Origin of the sequence: Bradyrhizobium sp. USDA 223 (genome assembly GCF_044909005.1) — a bacterium.
Lineage (GTDB): Bacteria > Pseudomonadota > Alphaproteobacteria > Rhizobiales > Xanthobacteraceae > Bradyrhizobium > Bradyrhizobium yuanmingense.
The window spans coordinates 374000-399287 of record NZ_JBIYDR010000001.1; the positions used below are offsets into that span (position 1 = coordinate 374000).

16 protein-coding genes and 3 pseudogenes are annotated in these 25288 nt (G+C 57.7%); 15 read left to right on the plus strand and 4 right to left on the minus strand.

From position 1 onward, the window contains the following. Positions 1-496 precede the first annotated feature (496 nt). The 12 genes and pseudogenes from ABIA40_RS01580 (at position 497) to ABIA40_RS01635 (ending at position 15222) form a co-directional block, all read left to right on the plus strand. Positions 497-1966, plus strand: a complete 1470-nt coding sequence (locus ABIA40_RS01580; RefSeq protein ID WP_404538507.1) for a M81 family metallopeptidase — start codon at positions 497-499, stop codon at positions 1964-1966. 88 nt (positions 1967-2054) lie between these two features. Beyond that, the gene (locus tag ABIA40_RS01585; RefSeq protein WP_404538509.1) at positions 2055-3656 is read left to right on the plus strand and encodes an ABC transporter substrate-binding protein; all 1602 of its coding nucleotides are present in this window, start codon (positions 2055-2057) and stop codon (positions 3654-3656) included. 72 nt (positions 3657-3728) lie between these two features. After that, on the plus strand, positions 3729-4670 hold the full coding sequence (locus ABIA40_RS01590; protein WP_404538512.1) for an ABC transporter permease: 942 nt from the start codon (positions 3729-3731) through the stop codon (positions 4668-4670). Beyond that, complete coding sequence (locus tag ABIA40_RS01595) at positions 4670-5545, plus strand: ABC transporter permease (RefSeq protein WP_404538515.1); 876 nt, start codon at positions 4670-4672, stop codon at positions 5543-5545. Before ABIA40_RS01590 ends, ABIA40_RS01595 begins: the two co-directional genes overlap by 1 nt. 281 nt (positions 5546-5826) lie before the next feature. After that, entirely contained in the window at positions 5827-6969 is a 1143-nt protein-coding gene (locus tag ABIA40_RS01600; protein ID WP_404538518.1) for an ABC transporter ATP-binding protein, read from the plus strand. A 41-nt stretch (positions 6970-7010) separates the two neighbouring features. Next, entirely contained in the window at positions 7011-8000 is a 990-nt protein-coding gene (locus ABIA40_RS01605; RefSeq protein WP_404538521.1) for an ABC transporter ATP-binding protein, read from the plus strand. A 176-nt stretch (positions 8001-8176) separates the two neighbouring features. Then, positions 8177-9415 (plus strand): NAD(P)/FAD-dependent oxidoreductase, encoded by a 1239-nt coding sequence (locus tag ABIA40_RS01610; protein WP_404546133.1) that lies wholly within the window; start codon positions 8177-8179, stop codon positions 9413-9415. 749 nt (positions 9416-10164) lie between these two features. Beyond that, positions 10165-11031, plus strand: coding sequence for an MBL fold metallo-hydrolase (locus ABIA40_RS01615; protein ID WP_404538524.1), 867 nt, complete (start codon positions 10165-10167; stop codon positions 11029-11031). A gap of 925 nt (positions 11032-11956) precedes the next feature. Then, positions 11957-12391 (plus strand): annotated as a pseudogene (locus ABIA40_RS01620) (ATP-binding protein); the annotation flags it as partial. Between the two features lie 311 nt (positions 12392-12702). Continuing rightward, a complete protein-coding gene (locus ABIA40_RS01625; protein WP_404538526.1) occupies positions 12703-13581 on the plus strand; it encodes an amino acid ABC transporter permease in 879 nt (292 codons plus the stop codon). A gap of 13 nt (positions 13582-13594) precedes the next feature. After that, positions 13595-14359 (plus strand): amino acid ABC transporter ATP-binding protein, encoded by a 765-nt coding sequence (locus tag ABIA40_RS01630; RefSeq protein ID WP_404538529.1) that lies wholly within the window; start codon positions 13595-13597, stop codon positions 14357-14359. 47 nt (positions 14360-14406) lie between these two features. Then, positions 14407-15222 (plus strand): transporter substrate-binding domain-containing protein, encoded by an 816-nt coding sequence (locus tag ABIA40_RS01635; protein WP_404538531.1) that lies wholly within the window; start codon positions 14407-14409, stop codon positions 15220-15222. Positions 15223-15593: 371 nt separating this feature from the next. Here the strand turns inward: ABIA40_RS01635 and ABIA40_RS01640 are convergent, their stop codons facing one another. The 3 genes and pseudogenes from ABIA40_RS01640 to ABIA40_RS01650 form a co-directional block, all read right to left on the minus strand. Next, positions 15594-16949, minus strand: coding sequence for an amidase (locus ABIA40_RS01640; protein ID WP_404538534.1), 1356 nt, complete (start codon positions 16947-16949; stop codon positions 15594-15596). 789 nt (positions 16950-17738) lie between these two features. Continuing rightward, a pseudogene (locus ABIA40_RS01645) lies at positions 17739-18159 on the minus strand (MFS transporter); the annotation flags it as partial. A gap of 1650 nt (positions 18160-19809) precedes the next feature. Further along, entirely contained in the window at positions 19810-20694 is an 885-nt protein-coding gene (locus ABIA40_RS01650) for a 3-keto-5-aminohexanoate cleavage protein (protein ID WP_404538537.1), read from the minus strand. Between the two features lie 287 nt (positions 20695-20981). On the opposite strand from ABIA40_RS01650, the gene ABIA40_RS01655 reads away from it, so the two are divergent. After that, the gene (locus ABIA40_RS01655; protein ID WP_404538540.1) at positions 20982-21935 is read left to right on the plus strand and encodes a 2OG-Fe dioxygenase family protein; all 954 of its coding nucleotides are present in this window, start codon (positions 20982-20984) and stop codon (positions 21933-21935) included. A gap of 172 nt (positions 21936-22107) precedes the next feature. On the opposite strand, the pseudogene ABIA40_RS01660 reads toward ABIA40_RS01655, so the two are convergent. Beyond that, positions 22108-22490 (minus strand): annotated as a pseudogene (locus ABIA40_RS01660) (IS701 family transposase); the annotation flags it as partial. A gap of 923 nt (positions 22491-23413) precedes the next feature. Here ABIA40_RS01660 and ABIA40_RS01665 point away from each other — a divergent pair. Continuing rightward, a complete protein-coding gene (locus ABIA40_RS01665; RefSeq protein ID WP_404538542.1) occupies positions 23414-23599 on the plus strand; it encodes a hypothetical protein in 186 nt (61 codons plus the stop codon). A gap of 343 nt (positions 23600-23942) precedes the next feature. Next, positions 23943-25132, plus strand: a protein-coding gene (locus ABIA40_RS01670) for an IS3 family transposase (protein ID WP_225174769.1) whose coding sequence is annotated in 2 segments (ribosomal slippage) — positions 23943-24192 and positions 24192-25132 — 1191 coding nt in all. Because the reading frame shifts where the segments join, the coding sequence is not laid out codon by codon here. The last annotated feature ends 156 nt before the right edge of the window (positions 25133-25288 follow it).

Below are 25288 nucleotides of genomic sequence, written 5' to 3' on the forward strand. Positions count from 1 at the left end.
GCCAGGTTCCCAAAAACTGCTCGGGCAATTGCGCTTGGCCACCTCGCCGCCGCATCATGTTCAAGATCCAAAACGTCGACTGCCATTGACTGATTGCCAACACGACCACGCCGAGTTTGGCCATCTACCTTATGAAACGCTTGATTAGCGAGATGAGTATGCGCTGCGCAGAATTCCTGCGGCCCGCGGAGAAATTGGCCGTCAAGCTGCAGCAGAGTCCTGCATAATGCCTCGCGAAAAACTGATCAACGAGTCGGGGGGGGGCTTAGGATGCAGGCAAGCCCACGCACTAGCTGGATCGGCGGGAGACTCCGTGCTCAATCTGAAATTCGGTAAAGGCGCTGAACGGCGAGTAATCGTCTTCCGTGGCGGCTCAGTGCTCCCATGGATGTGGCCTGAGAAGCAATTGGGCTCGTTCGTGTCCGCTGAAGCTGGCGAAGTCTGCTCGCGAATTTAGAGAAAAACTACGCCGAAAAAAGCCGGGAGACTGTTTTAGATGCGCTTGTTCGCTGCCTCCATTGCGACGGAAACAAACCCGTTCTCGCCTTTGCCAACCAGCCTCGATTCGTACAAAAGGAGTGTATTTTTTCGGCCTGGCGAACACCCCCGAGAGCGGCCGGTTTTTGGCACTGACCCGCTCTGGGTGGCGCGGGGCAAGGCAGCCAGCGAAGATTTCACTCTCATTGAAGGGAGCTGCTTCGCAGCTGAACCCGCTGGTGTGACGAACCGGTCCGACTACGAGTTCATGAGAGATGAGATCTTAAGCGAACTCAGGGCGGCGCTGCCAGTTGATGGCGTGCTATTGGGTCTTCATGGTGCAATGATTGCGTATGGGTATGACGACGTAGAAGGCGACATCTTGGAGCGCGTGCGCGCCATCGTTGGTCCGAAGTGCGTGATTGGCGTCGAACTCGATCCGCATTGCCATTTGACTGTAAAACGGGTGAAGCTGGCTGACGTCATTGTCCTCTACAAAGAGTTTCCCCACACCGACATGGTGGAGCGCGCCGAGGATTTGCTCGGAATCGTGCTGAAGACATTGCGCGGGCAGGTGAAGCCCGTCATGTCCCTCTATGATTGTCGACAAATTCAGAGCTATCCCACGACCCAGCCTCTGATGCGCGGCTTTGTCGACCGGATAAAAGCGATGGAGGGTAGCAATGGTGTGCTTTCGATTTCAGTCTGTCACGGATTCGGCTACGCTGACGTGCCGGAGCTGGGGAGTCGCATCTTGGTCATCATGGATAAGGACAAAAGCAAAGGCGATGCACTTGCGACGAAACTCGGCGAGGAATTGGTCTCGATGCGAGGCCGGACCATGCCGCAATACTACTCCGTTGATGACGGGATCAGTGCAGCAATTAACTTCGAGGGGGCTCCGGTCGTCGTAGCGGATCCCGCCGACAATGCTGGAGGCGGGGCGCCTTCGGACAACACCACCATTCTTCGTCGCCTAATTGAGCGTCAGGTCGAGAACGTCGCGCTCGGCCCGCTCTGGGATCCAATCGCTGTACAGCTCTGCTTCGACGCGGGCGAAGGCGCGAAGTTTTCGCTCCGTTTCGGTGGAAAGATCGGTCTCGCCTCAGGAGCGCCGATCGATGCCATGGTAACTGTGGTCGGACTCCGCCGCGATTGTTGGCAAAGCTTTGGTCCGAACCGCGGTCGGCTCGGTGACTGCGCTGCGGTGCGGGTCGGAGGCGTCGACATCGTGCTCAATACCACGCGTACACAGGCTTTGGGACTGGAGCTGTTTCGTAACGTCGGCATCGATCCGCGCGCCAAAAACGTCGTCGTCGTCAAGTCGACCAATCATTTCATGGCGAGCTATGGCCCGATCGCGAAGCAAGTAATTTATATCGACAGTGGCGCGCTTTTAAGTCGCGACTGCCGCAATATTCCCTACAAGCGCGTAACGCGCCCAATTTGGCCGCTCGACGAAAATGCGAGCCATGGCCTGATTCTTTAGGAAACAATAGCTGGAGAAGGCCGCTCTCGGGCTGAATGCGTTCGAGGAAGTGCGGCAATTCTGTTGTTGATCGGAGAGGACAATAGACATGACAAACGTCACGCGTCGCACAGTTGTGAAAAGCGGTCTCGCCGTTGCTGGGGCGATCGCAGCACCCCGGATAGCACTGGGCCAAACGGCTGACGCCAAGACAATCAGAGCCGTTATGCATGCCGACATCCCGACTTATGACCCTATCTGGACCACTGCAAACATCTCGGCCTATCACGGCGCGATGGTCTATGACACGCTGTTCGGCGTCGATGGCCAGCAAAATCCACGCCCGCAGATGGTAGGCAAATACGGGCTTTCGGATGACAAGCTCACCTGGACATTCCAGTTGCGCGACGGGCTTAAATTCCACGACGGTGCGGCAGTCACGAGCCGCGATGTCGTTCCGTCCATCCGCCGCTGGGCCGCGCGCGCGGGCTTTGGTCAGAATATGATGAGCTATGTGAAGGATATCTCCGCCAAGGACGAAAAGACATTCGTTATACAGCTCAAGGAGCGCTACGGTCTCGTTATCGATCTTCTTGCGACGAATACCGAGATGCCAATGTGCTTCATCATGCGCAAGAAGGAAGCCGAAACCGACCCTATGCAGAAGATCGACTCTATAGTCGGTTCGGGTCCATTCAAGTTTAATCACGATCAGACGAGGCCCGGCACACAATACGTCTACGACAGAAATCCTGACTATGTGCCGCGGAAGGAGCTGCCGAGTGGAATCGCTGGCGGTAAGGTCGTCAAAGTCGATCGCGTCATCTTCATAAACATGCCGGATCCACAGACTGCGGTCGCTGCAGTCCAGTCGGGCGAGATTGACTTCTACGAGACCCCGCCGAACGATCTATTCGAGCAGCTCTCACAGGACAGGGACGTTAAGCTAGAAGTGCTCAATCCGGGGGGGCTGATCGGCGTCATCCGATTCAACTTCCTCCACCCGCCGTTCAACAACGTGAAGTGCCGCCAAGCGATCCTGCACATCGTCAAACAGGTTGACTATCTCCAAGCCAACTACGGTAATTCCAAGTACTACAACACCTGCGGTTCGTTCTTCACCTGCGGCGGCCCGATGGAGAACGACACAAGCACCGGTTGGTTCAAAACTGCGCCCGACTATGTGAAGGCAAAGCAGCTCCTGATGGAGGGCGGGTATGATGGTCGCCCCGTTGTCCTCCTCCAGGCGACCACCATTCCTGGTTATAAGAATGCGGCAGAGATTCTCGCCGGCGAGATGCGCCGAGCGGGGATCAACGTGCAGATGGAGCCGCTGGACTGGTCAGGTGTGGTGACACGCCGCGCGAGCAAAGCGCCGCCTGGCCAGGGAGGCTGGAATATCTTCATCACCCAAGGGGCCGCCGGAGGTGCGGGCATTCCGCTTGGGGTCTTTTATCAGGCGAATGGTGAGAAGGCTTGGTACGGCTGGCCAAGCGATGAGAAGAATGAGGAGCTTCGCACCAAATGGGCTATCGCCGAGACTCTCGAAGAGCGTAAGAAGCTCGCCCGCGAGATACAGGAGAACGCCTGGAATTTCGTACCGCATGTCTGGTACGGGCAGGGCAGATCGGCGGCTCTGATGCGCGCCAACATCAATGGGTTTCTACCGAACCCAGGAATCGTGCCTTTCTGGAACGTCGAGAAGACGTGATCGATCGGGACTAAAAGGAAAGGGCGGCGCATCGGATCTCCGAGGCGCGCCACACAGAGAGTCATCGCATCCATGAGTAGCTACATCATTCGTCGCCTCCTCTCGATAGTACCGGTAATGGCGGTCGTTGCCGTCAGCATTTTCCTGCTCCTCCACTTGTCGGCCGGTGACCCCGCAGCCATTATGGCGGGCGAGAACGCATCACCGGAGTCCATCGCGCAGGTCCGCCAAAAACTCGGCCTGGACGAGGCGCTGTGGAGGCAGTTCCTCATCTGGGTCCTGAACGTCCTGCATGGCGATCTAGGCCGTTCGATGTTTTGGAACGCCCCGGTCACCACACTTATCGCGCAGCGTGCCGAGCCCACCATCGCCCTCGCCCTATCCACCAGCATCTTTGCTGTGGTGATCGCGCTGCTGCTTGGCGTCTCCGCCGCCGCGAAAGCTGGCACGGCGCTCGACCGGCTCGTGATGGGATTTGCAGTGCTCGATTTTTCCGTACCAGTGTTCGTCGTGGGATACGTTCTCATATTCGTCTTCGCTATTCAGCTCAAATGGTTACCGGTCCAGGGCTACTCACCCATATCCGACGGGGTAACTACATGGCTAAGCAGCCTCATCCTTCCGACTGTAACGCTCGGCCTTCCATATGTCGCGTTCATTGCGCGCATGACCCGCGCAACGATGCTCGATGTGCTGAGTGAGGATTACATCCGCACAGCGCGAGCCAAGGGCGTCACCAACCAAAGGCTTCTCTTAAAGCATGCACTTAAGAACGCCGCAGTACCAATCGTGACGGTGATCGGCATGGGCGTGGCGTTTCTCGTCGGCGGCGTGGTCATCACCGAGACCGTCTTCAACATACCGGGCATTGGCAGGCTCGTCGTCGACGCCATCACGCGGCGAGACTATCCCATCATCCAAGGCGTCACCCTCGTCTTCTCCGGCTTCTACATGTTGGTGAACCTTTTAGTCGATCTGTCCTATCCGTTCTTCGATCCGAGGATCCGGTACTGATGGCTTCCGCCCTAGCCGAGATTCGGAGCGCAGTGCGGCCCAAGCGCTCAGGCCTTCGCGTCTTCGCCCGCCGCAACCCAACGATAGTTGTGGGCTTGACCCTGCTTACCATCGTCGCCCTCACGGCCCTCTTCGCGGCCTCCATTGCTAGTGATCCCATGGCGATAACACCGGCCAATCGCTTGGTGGCACCCTCCGGGCAACACTGGTTTGGTACTGATGCGCTTGGGCGCGACGTTTTTGCGCGGACCGTCTATGGCGCACGCGTCTCGCTGGTGGTTGGCCTTTTGGTGGCTATGTTGGCGATCTTCTTCGGCCTGCTCATCGGCCTGGCTGCTGGCTATTATCGACAGCTGGACGCCTTCATCATGCGAATCATGGACGGTACGATGGCGATCCCTTCGATCCTGCTCGCCATCGCGCTAGTCGCCCTCAACAGCGGTGGCGTCCTTGTGGTCGTGATCGCGATCGGCATCCCCGAAGTTCCGCGCGTCGTGCGCCTGGTGCGCTCAGTCGTGCTCTCAACTCGCGAGTTGGCCTTCGTCGAGGCCGCGGTGGCGTCGGGTAGCGGTGACCTGAAGATCATCTGGCGCCATATCGTGCCGAGTACGATAGCGCCGCTGATCGTGCAGGGAACTCTCATTCTCGCCTCGGCCATCCTCGTCGAGGCCGGGCTTTCATTCCTTGGCGTCGGCGTGCCACCGGAAATTCCGACTTGGGGTAACATGATCTCGGCACACCGCCTCTACCTCGCGCGTGCGCCTTGGACAATCTTCTTCCCCGGCGCCTTCCTTACCGTCGTTGTGCTTGCCGTCAACCTCCTTGGTGATGGACTCCGCGACCGCCTTGATCCGCGACTCGCGCGCCGGATGTGAGGGATGGACATGCTTGGCAGTCGCTGGATTTTCCGCTTCGCCGCGGACCAAAAGGAAAAAGACGTAAACGACTTCAAGGTATCAGTCTCTGTCGCGATCTATGCGATCCGCCTTCGAACGCGACAGGTGATGAGCGCCGCCTCCGCACTACACCGTGCGTGCCTCTACGCCGCCGGCATCTTGCCATTCAACTTTCTAAGTCTCAAAGAAAAGCTGACGCCTTCATCGCGGAGAGTAGCACAAGGACCGAACTCCAATAGGGCGAAAGGAGGGCCACTTGAATGGCTAGCGTAACATCGGATGCTAAAAGCATCGAGGCGACCAAGAAAGCCGAAGCCGTCCCAGATGGCATCGCAGAGGCACTGAGGTGCTGCGCCGAATCAGAACCCCGCGTTGAACCTCCATCCCGCGCGGAAACGGATCCGATCAACGAGATCGCGCCCGTTCTCACGGTCGAAGACCTCCGGACTTATTTCTTCACGCAGGACGGGACGACACGGGCCGTCGATGGCGTGAGCTTCGAGGTGAAGCCCGGTGATACTTTAGGCATCGTGGGTGAAAGCGGATGCGGAAAGAGCGTCACAGCTCTCTCCATTATGCGACTCCTGCCGACCAAACTGGCACGCACGATAGGCGGTCGCATCCGCTTCGAGGGCCAGGATATCCTAGCGCTCAGCGAAGCCGAAATGCGACTGATTCGCGGCAACCGCATCGCTATGATCTTTCAGGAGCCAATGACCTCACTGAACCCCGTGCTCACCGTTGGTGATCAGATCGCGGAGGCAATCATGATCCATCAAAAGGTGGACCGCGCGGGGGCTCTGGCGCGTGCGGCCGAGATGCTGCGCCTTGTGCGCATTTCTGATGCCGAGCGTCGCCTGAACGACTACCCGCACCAATTCTCGGGTGGGATGCGTCAGCGTGTCATGATAGCGATGGCTCTCTCTTGCAGCCCCAAGCTCCTCATCGCTGACGAGCCGACAACGGCGCTGGACGTCACCATCCAGGCGCAAATCTTGCGACTCATGCTGGAGCTGAAGGGACGCATCGGGGCCGCGATAATGCTCATAACTCACGATCTCGGTGTGGTCGCCGAGACTTGCCAGCGAGTGATCGTGATGTACGCCGGTCATAAAGTCGAGGAGGCCGCCGTTACGGAACTCTTCGACCGGCCGCTCCACCCCTACACGAAGGGCCTGATCGCTTCCATCCCACGCCGTAGAGGGCTGGGAACGTCGGCTCAGCGCCTAACCGAAATCCCTGGCATCGTGCCAGCTCTAAACCAACCAATCAGGGGCTGCGCCTTTGCGCCGCGCTGCGCAGTCGCGACCGCGCGCTGCCAACGCGAGGCTCCTCCCTTGGAACGCCACGATGGCACACATTTCGTCGCCTGCTGGGAGGCCATGAACGTGGGGGCAGAATGATGCATCAATTGGTCGTTACAGAGCCCAATGAGCGTGCTGGAATGACGATCCATGACGATGCCAAGCCGGTTCTCGAGGTCATTAATCTTGAGAAGCACTTTCCGGTACAGCGCGGCTTGCTGCGGCGCGAGGTGGCGCGAGTTAAAGCCGTGGATGGCGTTAGTTTCAGAATCGCGGAGGGTGAGACGCTCTGCCTCGTCGGCGAAAGCGGCAGTGGCAAATCGACCGTGGGCAGGCTTATCCTCCGCCTCACGCAAGCGACCGCCGGGTCAATCAAGCTCCACGGCGTCGACGTGACCCAACTCGGCGAAGGCGAGCTGCGTCCCCACCGACGGCGCGTGCAAATGGTTTTTCAAGACCCCTACGCCTCGCTTAACCCCAAGCTCACCGCTGGTAAGATAGTCGGCGAACCGATCGAGAACTTCGAGAGTTTGTCTTCCGGCGAACGTGAGGCGCGAATTGCAGCCGTCTTTGAGAAAGTGGGCCTCCGCGCTGAGGCTATGAGCCGTTATCCCTTCGAATTCTCCGGCGGGCAGCGGCAGCGCCTGGCCATCGCTCGAGCCCTGGCCGTCAATCCCAGCCTTATCGTCGCCGACGAGCCGGTCTCGGCGCTCGATGTCTCGGTCCAAGCTCAGGTGCTCAACCTTCTTTTGGACCTGCAGGAGGAGCTGAAGCTAACGTATCTTTTCATTAGCCACGATCTGGGCGTCGTCCAGCACATCGGTCACCACATTGGAGTGATGTATTTAGGCCGCATCGTCGAAATCGCGCCCAAGAAAGCGATCTTCACTGAGCCGCTTCACCCTTACTCCCAGGCCCTGATCGCCGCGGCACCGGTACCCGATCCGCGGTTCAAGCGCGAGGACCTCCTTCTCGAAGGTGACGTTCCGAGTCCTATGAACCCGCCGAGCGGTTGCCGGTTCCATACGCGTTGCCCATTTGTCACAGCGCGCTGCCGCAGCGAGGACCCTCTATTACGGGAGGTCGCGGGTGGCCGTTTCGTCGCTTGTCATTTGCGCGAGGACAACTAAGGGGCCCGCTACCGCGGCCTGCCTCAGCGGGGATGGCGCGGACGCCGAACTATCAGGCCGTGACAGGACGACGGCACAGAGTTGCGGCGCCTCTAGATGAACGTCTCAATGACAATGGTGCCGTGCTTGAGCTGCGCGTCACGTTTAACGTTTCGCATGAGATATTGGTAGGTATCATGAATAGCGCGATTGTACTCGGCGCGGGCATTATCGGCGTGTCAACGGCATTGCACCTGAAGCGCCGCGGATGGCAAGTCACGCTCATTGACCGAAAAGCGCCGGGTCACGAAACAAGCTACGGCAATGCCGGCATGATCCAGGCGGAGGCGGTGAGACCCGTCGCGATGCCCCGAGAGTTCTCGGCGCTGCTGAAGATCGCTATGGGGCGTACTAACGACGTGCGCTATAGTCTCCCCGCTCTCCCTCATCATATCGAGCCTTTGCTGCGTTATTGGTGGCATTCGGCACCAAAACGCTATCGGTTGGCTATCATCGGGTGGGCCTGTCTGATCGCCCATGCAACGCGCGAGCACGACATTTTTATCGTTGAGGCGCATGCCGAAAATTTATTGCGTCGCGCCGGTTATCGGCAGCTACATCGCGACCCGGCGGAGTTCGCGCTCGCGATCAGAGCCGCGGAACGAGATCAGCGCGACTTTGGTGTGCGGTTCCATGCGCTTTCTGGTAGAGAACTCGCAAAGGCAGAACCAATCTTGCGCCATGATCTCGCTGGCGCCATTCACTGGCTTGATACTTGGACGGTGTCGGATCCGGGCGGCCTTGTCGCAGCTTACGCTAGCCTGTTGCAGCGTTCTGGTGGTTTGGTGTTGCGCGGCAACGCACATACATTGACGCAAACGGGAGCCGGCTGGTCGGTCGAAACGGATGACGGAAGAATTGATGCGGAGTCTGCCGTCATAGCGCTGGGGCCGTGGGCGCCAGATATTCTGCAAAACTTTGGTTACCGCATTTCGCTGGTGCGCAAACGCGGCTACCACATGCACTATACCGGCGGTAGTTCCCTCAATTTACCGCTGGTCGACAAGGCATTTGGCTACGCCATGGCACCAATGGCGCGTGGCATTCGCATCAGCACTGGTGCGGAGCTTACCGGACGCGACGCGCCAGCAACTACAATACAACTAAAAGTAGCCGAAGCTTCAGCTCGCAATCTAATCGATCTCGGTACGCGTGCCGAACCTGAACCTTGGTTTGGCACGCGCCCGTGCGTACCGGACATGCTGCCGGTACTTGGTCCTGTGCCCCGCTATCGTGGCCTGTGGATGAACATTGGCCACGGCCATCAAGGCTTTACGCTTGGTCCCGCGACGGGCCGCTTGCTCGCCGAGATGATGAGTAATGAAACTCCGATCGTGGATCCGTTCCCGTATCGGCCAAATCGTCTCTATGCTTGATCCTCGCGCAGCCCTTTTCTTCGGGACTGTTGCGAGGCAAGCGCGTCGTTGCTACCGCAACTGCAACTAGCGCGATTCCATTGCAACCTCATGTCAATATGGGCAGCCCACAATTATGCGGATTTCTCCTGTGCATTCTCAGGAAGCGACTGCAGTGCGCAAGCATGTTTGTCAGCACGTGAGGAGCTAGTCCAATCCAACCGTCATGCATTTCACTTTTGCGGAGCATGTGTGTCAATGCCGCAATCGCGCTATCCAATCAGGCGGCACATTGTTCGTCTTTTCTTGCGTAAAAACTCTGGCGCGGTGTTGTGGTGGGGACCCCACGGCTAAGCTCGTCAAGTTCAAGTAACCCCTTGACCGTGCACCACTTCCTTCACGGCGTGGTCGGGTTCATCCTCCTTCCGGCGCACCGATCCGCACGGACGCCGTGACGGCAAGTTCGCGCTCAGCAGCACCGGCGGCGCCGCTCAAAGGTGCTATGGGAATAACTGCAAGACGCGCTGATTTCGACTTAGTCGCAATCGCTGCTGAATTTCAGCACAACAAATTCCACATTGCAGGAATCCTGCCTTAAGCGAGGGCTATGCTGTTGCTGATGAACGGCCGGTAGTTGCGGTCCAACTCAGCGAGATCACAAGATATTCTACCGACTCGCGACCTTCGTTGCGAGCACCTCGTGCTCAACTGTCGGCATCTGCGCGCGACGGATCGAGTGCGTGCGATAGATTGGGGGGAGGAAATAACCTGTGAGCTTGATGTTCAAGGTAGGCAACTTCACTATTCATCGAATCGTAAAATACCAAAAACCCGCTGGACCGGCACTCGCGATCCTTCCGAGTTTAACACCCGAGTTATTGGCGGAAAATCGGAATTGGTTGCGGCAAGCCAGCGCGCTGGATGACAATGACGAACTGATCATGTGCATTCAGTCATATGTTATTAAGACGCCGCATCACACCGTTCTGGTCGATACCTGCATCGGAAACGACAAGTGTCGATCATACGATCTCAGTTTCCACATGAAAACTGATGACACGTATAAAAATGCGTTGAATGCGGCAGGATTTATGTTCGACCACATTGATATTGTCATGTGCACGCATTTGCACGATGATCATGTCGGCTGGAATACGCGTTTGAAAGACGGCTGCTGGGTTCCGACCTTCCCGAAAGCTCGCTACATTTTTGCTAGGGCAGAGTTCGACTATTGGGACAACGTGAACAAGTCGTCGAATCCGGCGTTTTTGGACAGCGTGCTACCAGTTGTTGAAGCCGGCCGAGCCCAGCTTGTCGATAACGAGCAGGAAATAGCCGACGGTATCCGCATCATGCCAGCACACGGCCATACCCCTGGACACGCCGTCATAGCGTTGGGCCGAACGAATGACGAGGCCGTGTTCATAGGCGATCTGATGCACTCGCCTCTGCAGGCGGCCTATCCAGAGCTGTCGTCGAAATGGGATATGGACCCGCAGCTGGCCGCTGCCACGCGACGCAACTTCCTTGAACACTACATCGACACTGACACGCTGTTCTTCACCGCACATTTTCCTGCGCCGTCGGTAGGTAAAATACGCCGTAAGGGGAACGGGTTCGCTTGCGAAACGACGTAGCCGATTGTTTGGGCCTGTGGCCTGCGCAGCCTGTCGAGCTAAAGCTGGTCCGGTCTGACTGTTCATACTGCATAATGCGTTCCACCCGTTGGTCACTTACGGTCGAGCGCTGCCGCTTCAAGAGCCATGCGCAGAGAGTTTGATATTTATTGCGGAGCTGCTCAGATTGGCGCGTCGCAGGCCGATAGTTGGGGCTTTACTCTCATCGAGGGAGTTCCTTCGCCGCTGAGCCAGCTGGCACGACGAACAGGCCGGACCGCATGCGATGAGATCTTGGGCGAGCTCAAGGCAGGCTGCGAATGGACGTTGTGCTGCAGGATCTTCATGGCAATGACGACGTATGGCTGTGACGCGAACCCGGAGCGGGGATAATGATAGTTGTCTCCGATAAACGATGAAGCGGGGTCACGCGGGTGCACTGTTAAGCACAGGGTAGGATCGTGAAGGAGGGGAAAACCGTGAGCGAGCTAGAATCATTAATCGCTTTCTTGTCGGCTACGCGAAGAACAACGCGACTGCGAGGCATTCCTTCCCGAGCTGGGAGGCATTCGAGGCGCATCTCGACACGTGGCAGCGTGAGGTTGCGAACGTTCGCATCCACGGCACGACCAGGCGCCGATCATCCGCTTTGCGCGTGACGAGATACATTGGTTGAAGCCGCTCGGCGGGCAGCCGTCGTTCGGATCCTTGCGCGAACTGACCTGCATCGTCGGTAATGATTGCGCCGTCGAGATCGGTGGCGCCCTATTGGCGAGCGCGTGGCTGTAACAATCGCGGCTGGCGAAGTGTGGATGCGCCATGGACTGCACCAGGTTGCGGTCCACAAGCAATCGGAGGGGCGCCGGCTGCGGATCGTCGACTCCGCCCATCTCGCTGGTGTTGCTGGGCGCAATGGCACGGTCCGCGGGGCGGGGATCGCGGCGGCCTTCCTGGCTTCGACTTCGAGGCTTCGAGGCGCAGCCGCCGATGGATCGATCCAAAGCAGATCCGTGACCTTTGCCGCGGCACGTTGGATCGCCAACGGAGAGAACGTGCTGCTGCTTGGCCCGCCGGGCCTCGGCAAGACGCACCTGTCCATTGCACTCGGGCGAGAGGCAATCCTGGCCGGATACACGGTGACGTCGAATCGCAGCGCAGCCAATGGGGCACCGTGTTCGCCGATTCCGTGGTCGCTACCGCCATCCTCGATTGGCTTCTGCACCACAGCCACGTGCTGACGATCCGCGGCCACAGCTAACGGCTCCGCGCCAAGCGCAAAGAGCGGCCTCATCAAGCCGCCGCCCGACGGTACGGCCCTCCGTTTTGCTCCGCCTCCCTCTGGCCCATCACCGTCGGAAACAACGTTCAACCGAGATCATAATCGGGGCAGTTCTCCATGACGCAAAGGGGGGGGGCGGATGGTGTTTGACATGTTCGAGAAGTCGCGGCCGTCGTTGGTTTCGTCCGACTCTAATGGCGAGCGCGTAACCCCCGACTTCGGCGCAAGTGCTTAAACTCGCCACCACGGAACGAGTACTGCCATCGACCGTGCCGGCGCCGATCGCCGGCGCAGAAGGCGGTATTGCGCCGAGATAATGCGCGGGACCTAGGATTTTTGATTTCTATCGAATCCCCCATAGGTCTACCAAGTGAAATCGCCACACGCATGAACGAGTGCCATAAGGTTCCAGAATGGCAAGCGTATCGGATCAGGATTACCGAATAAGCGAGCACGCCAGCCCTACGGCCGAAGACATCTCTCGGTTCGAGCGCGTGCGACGTAGGCATGTGGGACGATATGTCGGCGCCACGATAGTGGTTGCGCTTGCGGCCTGGATTGCAGTGGCGTTTGCCCGTGGTCAAATCGAATGGTCGTATGTTGGGCAATTCCTTACAGCTCGCACTATCGTGCTTGGCTGCGCCAATACCATTCTGATGACCGTTTTGGCGATGATGCTAGGCGTTGTAATTGGTGTCACGGTCGCAATCATGCGCCTCTCAACCAATCCTGTGCTGAATTGGGCGGCCGCGAGTTACGTGTGGTTCTTTCGCGGGACACCTTTATTGTTGCAGCTGATGCTGTGGTATAATCTTGCCCTGGTGTTTCCAACCATCGCTATTCCGGGCCTCTTTGAAGCCCGTACTGTGGACGTTATGACGCCCTTCCTCGCCGCGTTTCTCGGCTTGGGAATCAACCAGGGGGCATATACCTCAGAGGTGGTGCGAGCTGGTTTGCTGTCGGTCGACTCAGGGCAGTACGAAGCGGCTAAGGCGATCGGTATGCATCGGCTTCAGGCGCTGCGTCGGATCATATTGCCCCAAGCAATGCGCATGATCCTGCCGCCGATTGGCAACGAGGTTATTGGTATGGTCAAGACCACGTCACTCGCAAGCGTGATACAATTTTCGGAAATCATGCACAGCGCACAAAATATCTACTACGTGAATGCGCGAGTGATGGAGCTGCTAATAGTAGCTGCGATCTGGTACTTGGCAATCGTCACAATATTGGTCGTCCTGCAGAGCAAACTAGAACGCTACTTCGCCCGCGGCGCCGGAAAAGCAAAGTAAATAAGGACTGGAGATGAGCGCGATCCTTAAGGCCGTCGCTGTGAGTAAGTCGTTTGGTGCGTTCAAGGCGCTTAAGGATATAAATCTTGAGGTGATTCCAGGCGAGGTAGTGTGTCTGCTCGGACCTTCCGGAGCGGGGAAAAGCACTTTTCTGCGCTGCATCAATCAGCTCGAAGTTATTGATGGTGGTGCCTTGTGGGTTAACGGCGAATGCGTGGGTTATCGTCGCGTAGGGGGCAAGCTGTGCGAAATTTCCGAACGCGAGATCGCGCGGCAGCGACGTGCGACGGGAATGGTTTTTCAGCGGTTCAATCTGTTTCCACACAAGACTGCGTTGCAAAACCTCACTGAGGGGCCAATCCAGGTACTTAAGACGGAACAAAAGCAGGCCGAACAGCAAGCTTGCGAGCTGCTTCGACGAGTCGGTCTCCTGGATAAACGCGACGCGTACCCAATAGAGTTATCAGGTGGCCAACAACAGCGCGTAGCGATCGCCCGCGCGCTTGCCATGAAGCCGAGCTTGATGCTGTTCGATGAGCCTACTTCTGCGCTCGATCCCGAGCTAGTGGGGGAAGTGCTAGCAGTCATGCGGGATCTAGCGCAATCCGGAATTACGATGATGATCGTCACTCACGAAATCGGGTTTGCACGAGAAGTTGCCACCCGTGCGTTGTTTATGGATCAGGGGCAGGTCGTCGAGGCGGGGCCTCCGGCGCAGGTTCTTTGCAGTCCAACGCAGCCCCGTACGCGCGACTTCATCTCGGCTGTGCTGAAATGATTGGGCCGGTTATTCGGACTTCAAGACCGAGCGTTAGGGAGAAACACATGCTCGCGAAAATTGGACGTCGATTTGCCGGAAGCGCAATCGCTCTCGCATGCGTACTTACTACCAATTTGGCCGTCGCACAGGAAAAAAGAGTTCTCCAGGTGGGCGCAATGACCGCATATCCGCCATTCCAATTCAAGGACCCGGCATCCGATGAGCTAAAAGGCTTCGACATAGATTTGTTCGAAGCTATGGCAAGTAGAATGGGCGCGAAGGTCAACTGGAAGCAAATGGATTGGCTCGACATGGTCAACGGGGTGAAGACAAAACGCATTGATCTTATGATAAACATAGCAGACCTCCCCGAGCGGCGCGGCGAACTCAGCTTCCTCGACTATTCGCGAATGAATTCGGTTTTCTTTGTACAGAAGATGGATGCAGATCGTATTCCCAGTATGGACGCGTTGTGTGGCAAACGGGTTGTTGCATCGCGCGGTACAGCCCAGCCGGCCTTGGCTAGAAAATGGAGCGATGAACATTGCACGAAGCTTGGTAAATCTGCGGTTGATGTCTTGGAAGTTGGGGCATCTGCCGATGTGCGAATGCAATTGACTCAACGCAGAGCAGATGCAGCCACCGACGTTGAAACTCTCCTTCGATTCATGGATACGGAACAGAAATACACTGTTGTTGGAGAGCCCTATGCGGTCGGCTTGTTAGGCATGGGGTTCGCAGCAGACAACCAGGAATTTGGAAAGGCGCTCAAGAGCGCACTAGAAGCAGTTATCGCGGATGGTACGTATAAAAAGCTGCTTGCTAAGTGGAAGTTTCCAGATAGGACGGGAATAGGGAATGTAACCATTAATGGCCAGTAGCTAAACCTAAACCGTAGTGGTCCAACATCGGTCGTTCAAGCTATAGTACTGCGCTTTCAGCAAGGTTGGACATTGAGGGGCCAATGGGGCATCCACACATAAGGATCGTTACAGAGCAGTCGGTTTAAAACGACGTGTCGACCGTCACCGGCGGGAGACAAAAAGCACTGGTTCGACGCCGAATATTTGCTCAAAAGGTCGTACTCGTAGACGAGTCAGCGAAGCCGCTTGGGATAACTCGCGGACGAAACGCGCGAAAGGCCATTTTCTATTCTGCAACGGATCGGTTCTAAAATGTGGGAGCCCACGTCTGCCCCCTAACCTAGCGCATAGTGATGCACCCCGCCTTCGTCGGCCGATGCGCCTCCTATTTATCGAAGGGGGGGCGGCTTGCGGTGTCGCGTTGAGCATTCGTATGCGTAAGCGTACGCCAATAAGCGGGATTCACTCCACATTTCGCCCACGAAGATCAAGCCGAACGGGGAGCCCGACGCGTAATAGCCCGCCGGAACGGTCACTGCGGGGAGACCAGCAATATTGATTTCACTGACGGTTGTCTCCCGAATGAACTCTCTCCCGTGCAGCGGCGGTAGCTCCTGCAACATCTGAGGAAAGACGCAGGCATGGAGATGATGGTGCGCAAACACTTCTTCAAATGTCGCGAGGTACTCTTGCTTGACAGCAATAAACTCATCGATATTCGGCGGTTGCGACGGGTGTGCTAGGATCGCTTCGAACTGCGGCAGATGGAGCAAGGAGCGCAATGCGCCCATCGCCCCAAAAAGGCTTTCCTTTTCAGTTGCCTTCGCGAACTCCGCAAAGGTCTTTAGCGCGGCGTTAGGCCCCAGACGTCCTAGGTATCTATGAACGTCGTAGGGAAGGGATTCGAGGCCACGGGCATCGTAACTCCCATGGCGGGCAGTCGCTTTGCGAAGTCCAGCAAAACCCGAGCCGGCAAAAGGATCGTCTATCAGAACTGCGCCTAGTCTTTCGAGTTCTTCTTTTGCCCTATCGTAGAGTTGCTCGGCCTCCTTTGAGAGAGGTTGATTGCGCCATCCGCAGCCGTAGAGAGCGAGCCGTTTGCCCTCGAGCGCATCCAAGCTAAGTTTGGAGGTGTAACCTCCTTTTGGCTTCTTGCCGATACCTGCGAGGGTCTTTGGATCTTCTGACGTGTAGCCGGCAAGCGCATCCAGACAGATGGCCGCGTCACGTACACATCGTGCAATTGGACCTACCACGTCCAAGTTTGACGATAGAGGCATCACGCCAGCGTTAGATACCAAACCGGTAGTTGGCTTGACACCTACGAGGTCCTGCGCCGAGGCAGGATTCTGAATCGAACCACCGGTTTCTTCGGCCAAGCCGAGCACAACCATAGCCGATGCGACGGCGGACGCCGTCCCCGAGCTGCTGCCGCCAGGTACGCGGTCGGGCATCAAAACATTTAGTGTCGGCCCCGCCCAACTATCGTTCGCATGAGCGCCACTCCAGCTGAAAACAGGGACATTTGTTTTGCCGATGATTACGGCTCCCGAGTCCCGCAACCGGCTTACGACCGGTGCGTCCCGCTCTGGGATGAGGTCGATCCCACCTGTTTTGCCGTACAGGAGGGACCATCCCGCGGTGGTAGGAAAGCCGGCCATATCAATGGTGTCTTTCACGACGACTGGAACGCCCGCCAGCGGACCAAGGCACTCTCCGGCCGCGAGTCGCCGATCGATTTCCATCGCGTCCTTCACCGCCGAATGGTTCAGAAAGATGATCGCGTTGTACTTCGTGTTTATACCGCTCTATCCTTTCGAGGCTTGCCCCCACTAGCGACTGGGCTGTGTACGCTCCGGTTGACAAGCCCATCTGAACATCTTCGACGGTAAGGCGCAGAAGATCCGGCGATCGACGAACGATCCGGGCTGCGGGGGGCTGATTCATGGCTGCTCCATCGATCGCGCCTAGAATGCGTTGGTTGCGATCTCTCCTGTCCAGCTTGCGGCGATTATGGATAAAGACACATACTCTTAAGGCGCTGCCAGGCATCATGCGCTCGACGAGCGCCAGTGAGTACCTGTGGGATACGGTCCGGATACTAATGAATGAGATAATGAACCTCCCCTTCGGCGAAGGAAATGACACGCAGAATGAAATCCACAGGCAACCGGCGACGGCGCCGGGTAGGGCGAGAAGGACGTTCCAGCGTTTACTCTGCGATGCTAGCAAAGCAATTTGTCGTTACTTAGATTAGACGTCTGTCTAAGCCGACAAGACCGATGCCGAATTCGGCGTCGCGCAAGGATGCGCGGATGTTTGAACGCACTCTGAATTGAGAACTAGCACACCCTGTGCGCTCGGCCATCGTTTCATCTGCGCGCTCCACCAGGGCGGCCAATCGAATCTAACCTCGAACGCACTTGAAAGCACGACTCCAGCCTTTCACGTTGTCACGGCGACATCAGGAGGGCGCTACGGGCATTGCCCTGATCTTCGCATGAAGAGTGTGAATTTGCTTTACTCCGGCTTGCCTATCGGCCTCCCATGGCCAAGCGCTCATCAATTTCCAAGAAATCCCTGACCATGCACACTTCCGTCATAGTTGGCTCAGGATTATCCCGCCGCCGGCGCACTGATCCGAACGAGCGCTCTAGCATGCGCTCTCACCCGTACTGGCCCGGGACCGATATGGAAAGCCGACGCCTGCCGATCTAGCGCCCGCTCTGATTGCGTCGAACGACTGCGCTGTCGCAAATAATCTAAGGTGGGACAATGATAGGTTTCGGTCTACGGCTCGGGATCGGCGATGTCGTGCGCACGCGACCAGCCATGCGCGCCTGTGCGCTGGGGGTAAAGCTGAACGTCTCGCATTACGGCGTGAAAAGCGCGTGCGTTCTTCTGGGTTACGCGATACTCGATTTCGAGGACAAGCGGTCCGCTACGCCCGGTAAGATGCGTTTCTCCGAACCCTCGTGTCTGCACAACAGCTTAGTCAAGGCATCGTTTCGGGGCTCGCTACTGATCCGCCGTCAATCAAGATCGTATTGGCTCGTGCCTTGGCGCCGGCCGTGATCGGCGATGGGATTGTCGCACTCGTGCCCATTGTCGCCCGGTATCCTGGGTGGCATACGGACCTACCTGTATAACGCTCGGCGCCTTCGGTCTGGGCGTCGTCATTGGCGCGCTCATCATCACGAGATGAACTGCGATATTTGGCTCGCCCACCGCCAAGTCACGGACCGCCGCCTCGCTGCTCAGGCGCTGGCGCAGCACTCAGCCGCGAGCCGAAAGTGACGGCGGCTTTGCTGTTCTTCGCAGGAGCCGTGTGGATGATAACTTGGGGCCCGTTAATATCAGCCAGATATCCCCAAGCCAACTGCCGACAGCAATCCCGCCCAGATCGCGTGGCGTATGCTGCGGCTGCCGTAGGTGCGTGCGCCCTCAACGCGCCGCTCTATCCGCCGCTGATCTGCAGTGTTCCTGTGGTCCGGTAGCAGACGCCAGACTCCGCTCCCAACGCGCCACATAAGAGTGTCGGCTCCACTGATTCACGCGACTAGGCGGTGCAACAGCTAGTTTTTCTGGCTCCTTATCTGCGGAATGAGAAATCGGTTCTGTGCCGGTTGCGATGATCCCTCCGTGAACATGACCGGCTCTCGTAAGGTCTTCTGGCCCTAGCTTTGCAAGCTTGATTGTCGCTACCTGCTTGCTGCCACTGAAACTCTCCGCACGGGCGGGAGCAATGAACAGAGCACCTCGTCCTCCTTTCGTAGATAACCGCAGATGAGGCTCCGCTGCATGTTGGCAACGAAGACTCCGCCAGGTAAAAGCCACTGGAGGAAGGACTAGAATAAGTTCATCAGAAAAACAGAGTGGAAGATCCACAATGAATGTTCTTGGCATTCTAGGTTAATGAGACGAAAAAACGCGCCGCACTTGGAGAGAAAGCATGAGATCGCAAATCAATCATGTTGTGCATCGTTCACCAACCGCGCTTATGCGATAGAGCCAGTTTGCAGCATTTCTGGCGCACACAGGCCCACGGCGGCCTTCAGATGCGCGATCTAGCGGCGAAGGAGCTGGAGCCGTCGTTCCCTTCAATGGCGGACTGCGGGTTGAATTGTGGAAATTCGACGCTGCCCCACGCCGCCTCCCGCTCAGATGCTGAAGGGCCAACTACAACGATACGCGACCAGCTAGCAACTAGGACGGAAAACACCATCGGAGTGCGCCTTTGACTAACCCGCGACGGGATCTGGTGCTGCGCTCTGCGGATCGCTCCGCACCAGCTCCACTCGTACCACGGTCCATTCGAGTAAATGCACCAGAGCGGGATGAAACCCGGGCGCAAGGTCGCGTTGTAAGGGAGAAAGATAGGGCCGCCTGGCCTAAGCGGTCCCGATCTTCTGGCTTGGTGTCATCTCGCCCGCGAAGCAATCTGGGGCAATCGAACGCAGCATCGGCGGCCTCACGGCAGATGAGAGGCTCCGTATTCGCAAGGAGAGAAGCACGCCGCTAGTGGTGGACAACGGCAGGAAATTCCTTGGCAGCGACATAGGCGAACGCGCCTTGTGCGACTTGCGCTCACAAAGTATGCCACGTTCATCCGCGCTTAACGACGCCGAGAATTTCTCGGGCCTCGGCCGGTGTAGTAATGCTAGCGCCCATGCGCTCGATGATGCCAACCGCGTTCTCAACCAGCTGGGCGTTTGATGCCAGCACGCCACTCCGAAGGTAGATGTTATCTTCCAATCCGACTCGGACGTGTCCGCCCAGCCCCACCACCTGTGGGACCGCAGCCATTTGGTCGGCGCTGCAGCCGAATCCAGCCCAGATCGCACCTGAGGGTAGAATGTCGCGCATGGCCTGCATGACAATCGGCACTGCGGGAGCGCCATACCCGGTGCTGAGGCAGAATTGAAAAAGCGGCCGACCATCAATCTTGCCTTCTGATACTAGACGCTTGGCGTTTTCAATGTGTCCTAGCTCGAAGCATTCAAGCTCGGGCTTGACACCGGCGTTTCTCATGAGGGCCGCCATCTCTCGCAAATCGGACATTCGCGCGACAAAAATGCTCTCCCCGAAGGCCATCGTGCCGCAGTCGAGGGTAGCAAGTTCGGGCTGAAGTCTAGTTGCATGAATACAGCGCTCCAAGGGACGTTTAAGCGAGCTCGCTTTATCCAGTTTTGTGGGGTCCAGAGAGTCGATCCTCACGGTCCCATCCATTCCACAGGTCAAGTTGATAATGACATCAGTAGTCGCGTCCCGAAGCTTCTTCACGACCTGTTCATAGAGCTCCTGCCGGTTCGACGGAACCCCCGTTTCTGGGTCCCGAACGTGAATGTGGACGACCGCAGCACCTGCCTTCGCAGCTTCCAGCGCCGCCTCTGCAATTTGTGACGGCGTCTTGGGAATGTTGGGATGTTTCGCAAGGACCTCGGCACTCCCGCCAGTAACTGCGCACGTGATGATGACCTTTCGCGACATCAAAGATCTCCTCTACGTTAGGAAGCTATGAAAGATAGGTGCTTGGGCTGCTGTAGAGCTTTGGAGTATCCGCGCTCACCCGCCAGAGCTCCTGGCATGAGAGTTGTCTGCGCCGACGTTGACGTCCAGTCGGGCCACAGGGCCACTGCCGCTCGACGATCGCTGTGATTTGTCGCCAGAAGCGTTCGCACCCTTGGCCCGAATAGACGACCTCCTCAATTTGAGAGCTAGGCACACCCTCTGCACCTGCTTCATAATCGCGTGGCTTGCAGACATAGGAGATGACGATGAAGGATGTATCGTCTGCCCAACTCGACGAGCCATATATGAGGAGGTACACCAGTTGGCTCGATGGAGCTCGGATTGCGGCAGGCCAGGGACAGATTGAACAGGTGTTTCCCGTAGTCGAGCGGCCGCACCCGACCATCGAACGCTACCGGGATGCACTAGAGCGTGACGGATTTGCCTGCGAAGCCGGAGAGAATATTCAACTCGTGGTCAGCGCGACTGCGATGGAGTGGATCACCAAGGCGCGCGACGCGGGGCGCAACGGGCCAATCGACCAGAATCCTGGCGGGCGTGAAGCTGGACGCCACCGTTATCACTCGGTCGGAGTATATTTAAAGCACGCCGCCGCCGGGATGCGGTTCCTTCCGTGTCCGCCATTTGTTGACGGCCAGGGCACGCAATTCACGACGTTTCTTCAGCCCTCAGGAATGAATCGCGACTATAGTGCTGAGCGCCGGTTTGATCCCTTGCCGGAAGATCTCATTCGGCACAAAGGTCTTCAGGAAATCGTCGATTTCTGTTTCCAGGCTACACCGTCTTCCTTGTTTCCCAACGGAGCTCGCGACTGGATGAGGACAGGACTTCATCTGATCTCGTTGCATGCCGAAGAAACCCGGCCGGGCATCAGTAGTCCGAATCGGGCACATGTCGACGGTGAATTGAGTACCACAATTGTGATGCTTGAGCGCATGAACGTTATCGGCGGTGAGAGTTTGATCGTGTCGCGGGCGTTTGCGGATGCGCACCCGAATGAAATACCACTTGAGCATCGGCGGGCGAGCGTTACGCTCGAGCAGACCTTGGACATTCTTACGGTTGACGACCGGCGCTTAGCCCATTACGTGTCCCCCGTCTTCGCACGGAAAAGCACGAGGGGGTTTCGGACTGTTCTCCTCGTCGACTTTACGCCACTCGTGCCGGTGACATCCGATCAACTACTGAAGTGGGAGTAGATACCGAAGAATCGAGAGCACTATAATTTGATGCTGTGGCAGTATCGCCTACTCTCGCGTTCTTGTGTATGTATCAATGCGGGTTGGTAGCCGCTCCCAAATTCTTCCTCGACTCTGGTTGGTTGTCGTCGCGCGGATAGGTGCTCATGGGGCAGGTGAACGGCTAGCGTGACGTACGACGGGCAAGGTTGGCTGGGGCGGACGGCCGTTGCTTCGTGTGTTTTCTGCTAAGCGGATGCGAGGGGACGATGTTGCGGCAAGCGTAAGCAATCATTGTCATCAGGGCATGGCGATGAAGACCTGCCCATGATCGCCTTCGAAGTGATCAGTCCAAGCTTCACCTGCTGATCGGCCTGCTCATCACACATCTTGTTTTGATGGTGGCGCCCAATGTGCGCAGAGTCATCGCTGCAGGGAAGTTGGCGATGTAGCATTTCTTCTTCCCTGAGGCTTGTTGCTCGCCAATGAGCCAGCCATCATGGTCCGCAAGATGCTGCTGACTTTTAGGTTAAATCCGCTGCGGAGGTGGTCGGCGGTGCGGACAGCGAGAGCAGAACGTCAACTCACGGCTTTCTACCTGGCGCCGGCGAGCATTGTTTTGCCCCAATCGATAAGATCTCTGACCGACAGTTTCTCGCGGAGCACGAGGCATCGCTAACGTCGGTCGTGCGTCGCGTATCGCTCCGTCCGACCGTCGTTGCTGCCAGTCGGAACGGTGCGGCTGCCCGACCGGGCGATCTGCGTGTGCGCGAGCACAACACCTTGACGCCAGAGATTTTGCCGACGGGTACAAGGCGCACTTCTCTGGGTTCGGTGGATTTTATCGCCGACTTTCCTCACGTGCGGCGCAAGTTAAAGGCGATGATAGCGACAGCCCGCAAGATCGTAGCCTTGTTCTCAAAAACCACTGGCACGGCATGCACTACAGAGCCGCCGGCCCGGACTATTATGAGCAGCAATATCGCGGCCGCGTCCTCACTACCTTTCAGTGCAAGCCAAATCTCTGGGCTTGGTGTTACGGTCCATTCCGGGTGCCTCCGATCCGGCTGTTTCTTAGGAAGTCGATCGCGATGTTTGCCGAACCCGCCGCGCGGACTATGCGGTCCAAGTCATGTGCCGTGTGCTCGGCGTCTCGCCTGCGACGATACTGCACCACTGGGAGCGGCGTGGCTTCCCAATCGCGCCCAATCTGCTCCAGCGGAAACTTCTCGCCGCCGCGCAATCAGGTCCGGATCGCCGACATTACCTCTGAACCGGCCTGGGATGGTTGTACCTGGCCACATCATGGATCTGTACGTCGCATCGTGCGGCTGGGCGGTAGATGAACAATGCGCGCCGAATTGCAGCTGGCCGCGGTACGAATGGCGATTAAGGGAGAAGGTCCAACGCCGGCCTAATCCAACACTCCGACCGTGGCATCCCATCTAGCTTCAACCGACTATCGCCCGGCCTTGCAAGCCGCCGGCTTAGGGCCGTCCATGAGCCGCAGACCCGACTGCTACGCCAATGCCGCTGTGGAAAGGTTCTTCTACGCGATCGAGACCGAGGTAGTTCACCGCCAACATGCAACGCACAATGAAACAGGGCTCCGCTACATCGATGGCCTCTACAATTATCACCGCAGACACTCGGAGATTGGCTACATCAACCCGGTCGAGACCTAAAATCGGCTTGAATCCTACTCACTGTTTTTGGAGGGAAGATCAAAGTTCCTATCTTCCAGATCCTGAGACCAATCAGTGAATTCTCTGCGTGATTAGATCGTGTTGACGGTTCTCGGCGGCGATGTTTACGTCGTCACGTAAGCTCTGGCTTCTTTCATAATGGCTAGCGATGCGAGGGAACTGCTTCGATGCGATTGACAGAGCGTCAACGCGATAGGGATGCTCAGAGACCAGCGATCGTATTTGAGCTGGATCGCGCGGTTCGATCGCGGCGAACCGTGACCTTGCCCCCGGGGCTTAATCCAGTTTGAAGTTCGTTCTGGCCCACGACGAGGACCAGAGCATGAAGCGTAGCCGCTTTACGGAAGAGCAGATTATCGGGATCTTGAAGGAGCACGAGGCCGGGGTGTCGGTCGCCGATCTATGCCGCAAGCACGGCGTGAGCGACGCCAGCATCTACAAATGGAAGGCCAAGTACGGCGGGATGGACGTCTCCGAGGCCAAGCGGCTGAGGACGCTGGAGGACGAGAACACGAAGCTGAAGCGGCTCCTGGCTGACGCCATGCTGGACAATGCGGCGTTGAAGGACCTTTTGGGAAAGAAGTGGTGACGCCCGCGGCCAAGCGGAAGGCTGTCGCGCATCTCGTGGATGCCCACGGGATGAGCGAACGGCGGGCGTGTAAAGCCATCGGCTGCTGCCGCATGACCATGAGATATCGGACGACCCGAGCGGATGATGCCGGCGTTCGCCAGCGCATGAAGGCGATCGCCCAGGAGCGCCGCCGCTTCGGCTATCGGCGCCTGCATGTTCTGCTCAAGCGGGAGGGCTTTGCGATCAACCACAAGAAGCTATTCCGGCTGTACCGGGAAGAGAAGTTGGTGGTGCGCCGCCGTGCCGGCCGCAAGCGGGCGATCGGGACTCGGGCGCCGATGACGGTGCCGATGGCACCGAACGACCGCTGGTCACTGGACTTCGTCTCCGATCAGCTCACGGATGGCCGCCGCTTCCGCATCTTGACCGTGGTCGATGACTGTACCCGCGAGTGCTTGGCGCTGGTGGCCGATACCTCGCTCTCCGGGGCCCGGGTGGCGCGGGAGTTGGATCGGCTGGTCATGGAGCGCGGCAAGCCAAAGATGGTGGTCAGCGACAACGGCACCGAACTTACCAGCAACGCCATCCTGACCTGGGCCGATCGGAGCCGCGTCGCCTGGCATTATATCGCTCCGGGCAAACCCATGCAGAATGGCTTCATCGAAAGCTTCAACGGTCGGCTCCGGGATGAATTGCTGAACGAGACGCTGTTCACGTCGCTGGCTCAAACCCGCGTCGCGCTCGGATGCTGGCGCGCCGATTATAACTACACACGACCGCACTCACAGCTCGGATGGAAGACACCCTCCGAGTTCGCCTTTACCTGCCACCCGCGCCGGGATCTGGCGCTGCGCTATGCCGATGGCTCCGCGCCAGCTCCCGTCGCTACCACCGCCCAACTGGGCAAATCCAATGGCTTGAGCGAACTCAGAACTGGATAAAATCTGGGGGCAAGGTCAACCGCCACTCACGGAAAACCTCTCGGCTACAAGGGCCGACGGCGACGCTGTTCGTACCGAGCGTCGTGAAGCTATCAATGGGTCGCAGCCATCGACCTCTTGGACCGCGCCCAGTGATGTCGAAAGAACGGCCGCCTG

What these genes read in the sequence shown, in the direction of transcription:
- ABIA40_RS01580 (WP_404538507.1), top strand. Translation starts at nt 497, where the DNA reads ATGCGCTTGTTCGCTGCCTCCATTGCGACGGAAACAAACCCGTTCTCG.
- ABIA40_RS01585 (WP_404538509.1), top strand. Translation starts at nt 2,055, where the DNA reads ATGACAAACGTCACGCGTCGCACAGTTGTGAAAAGCGGTCTCGCCGTT.
- ABIA40_RS01590 (WP_404538512.1), top strand. Translation starts at nt 3,729, where the DNA reads ATGAGTAGCTACATCATTCGTCGCCTCCTCTCGATAGTACCGGTAATG.
- ABIA40_RS01595 (WP_404538515.1), top strand. Translation starts at nt 4,670, where the DNA reads ATGGCTTCCGCCCTAGCCGAGATTCGGAGCGCAGTGCGGCCCAAGCGC.
- ABIA40_RS01600 (WP_404538518.1), top strand. Translation starts at nt 5,827, where the DNA reads ATGGCTAGCGTAACATCGGATGCTAAAAGCATCGAGGCGACCAAGAAA.
- ABIA40_RS01605 (WP_404538521.1), top strand. Translation starts at nt 7,011, where the DNA reads ATGACGATCCATGACGATGCCAAGCCGGTTCTCGAGGTCATTAATCTT.
- ABIA40_RS01610 (WP_404546133.1), top strand. Translation starts at nt 8,177, where the DNA reads ATGAATAGCGCGATTGTACTCGGCGCGGGCATTATCGGCGTGTCAACG.
- ABIA40_RS01625 (WP_404538526.1), top strand. Translation starts at nt 12,703, where the DNA reads ATGGCAAGCGTATCGGATCAGGATTACCGAATAAGCGAGCACGCCAGC.
- ABIA40_RS01630 (WP_404538529.1), top strand. Translation starts at nt 13,595, where the DNA reads ATGAGCGCGATCCTTAAGGCCGTCGCTGTGAGTAAGTCGTTTGGTGCG.
- ABIA40_RS01635 (WP_404538531.1), top strand. Translation starts at nt 14,407, where the DNA reads ATGCTCGCGAAAATTGGACGTCGATTTGCCGGAAGCGCAATCGCTCTC.
- ABIA40_RS01640 (WP_404538534.1), bottom strand. Translation starts at nt 16,949, where the DNA reads ATGGAAATCGATCGGCGACTCGCGGCCGGAGAGTGCCTTGGTCCGCTG.
- ABIA40_RS01650 (WP_404538537.1), bottom strand. Translation starts at nt 20,694, where the DNA reads ATGTCGCGAAAGGTCATCATCACGTGCGCAGTTACTGGCGGGAGTGCC.
- ABIA40_RS01655 (WP_404538540.1), top strand. Translation starts at nt 20,982, where the DNA reads ATGAAGGATGTATCGTCTGCCCAACTCGACGAGCCATATATGAGGAGG.
- ABIA40_RS01665 (WP_404538542.1), top strand. Translation starts at nt 23,414, where the DNA reads ATGAGCCGCAGACCCGACTGCTACGCCAATGCCGCTGTGGAAAGGTTC.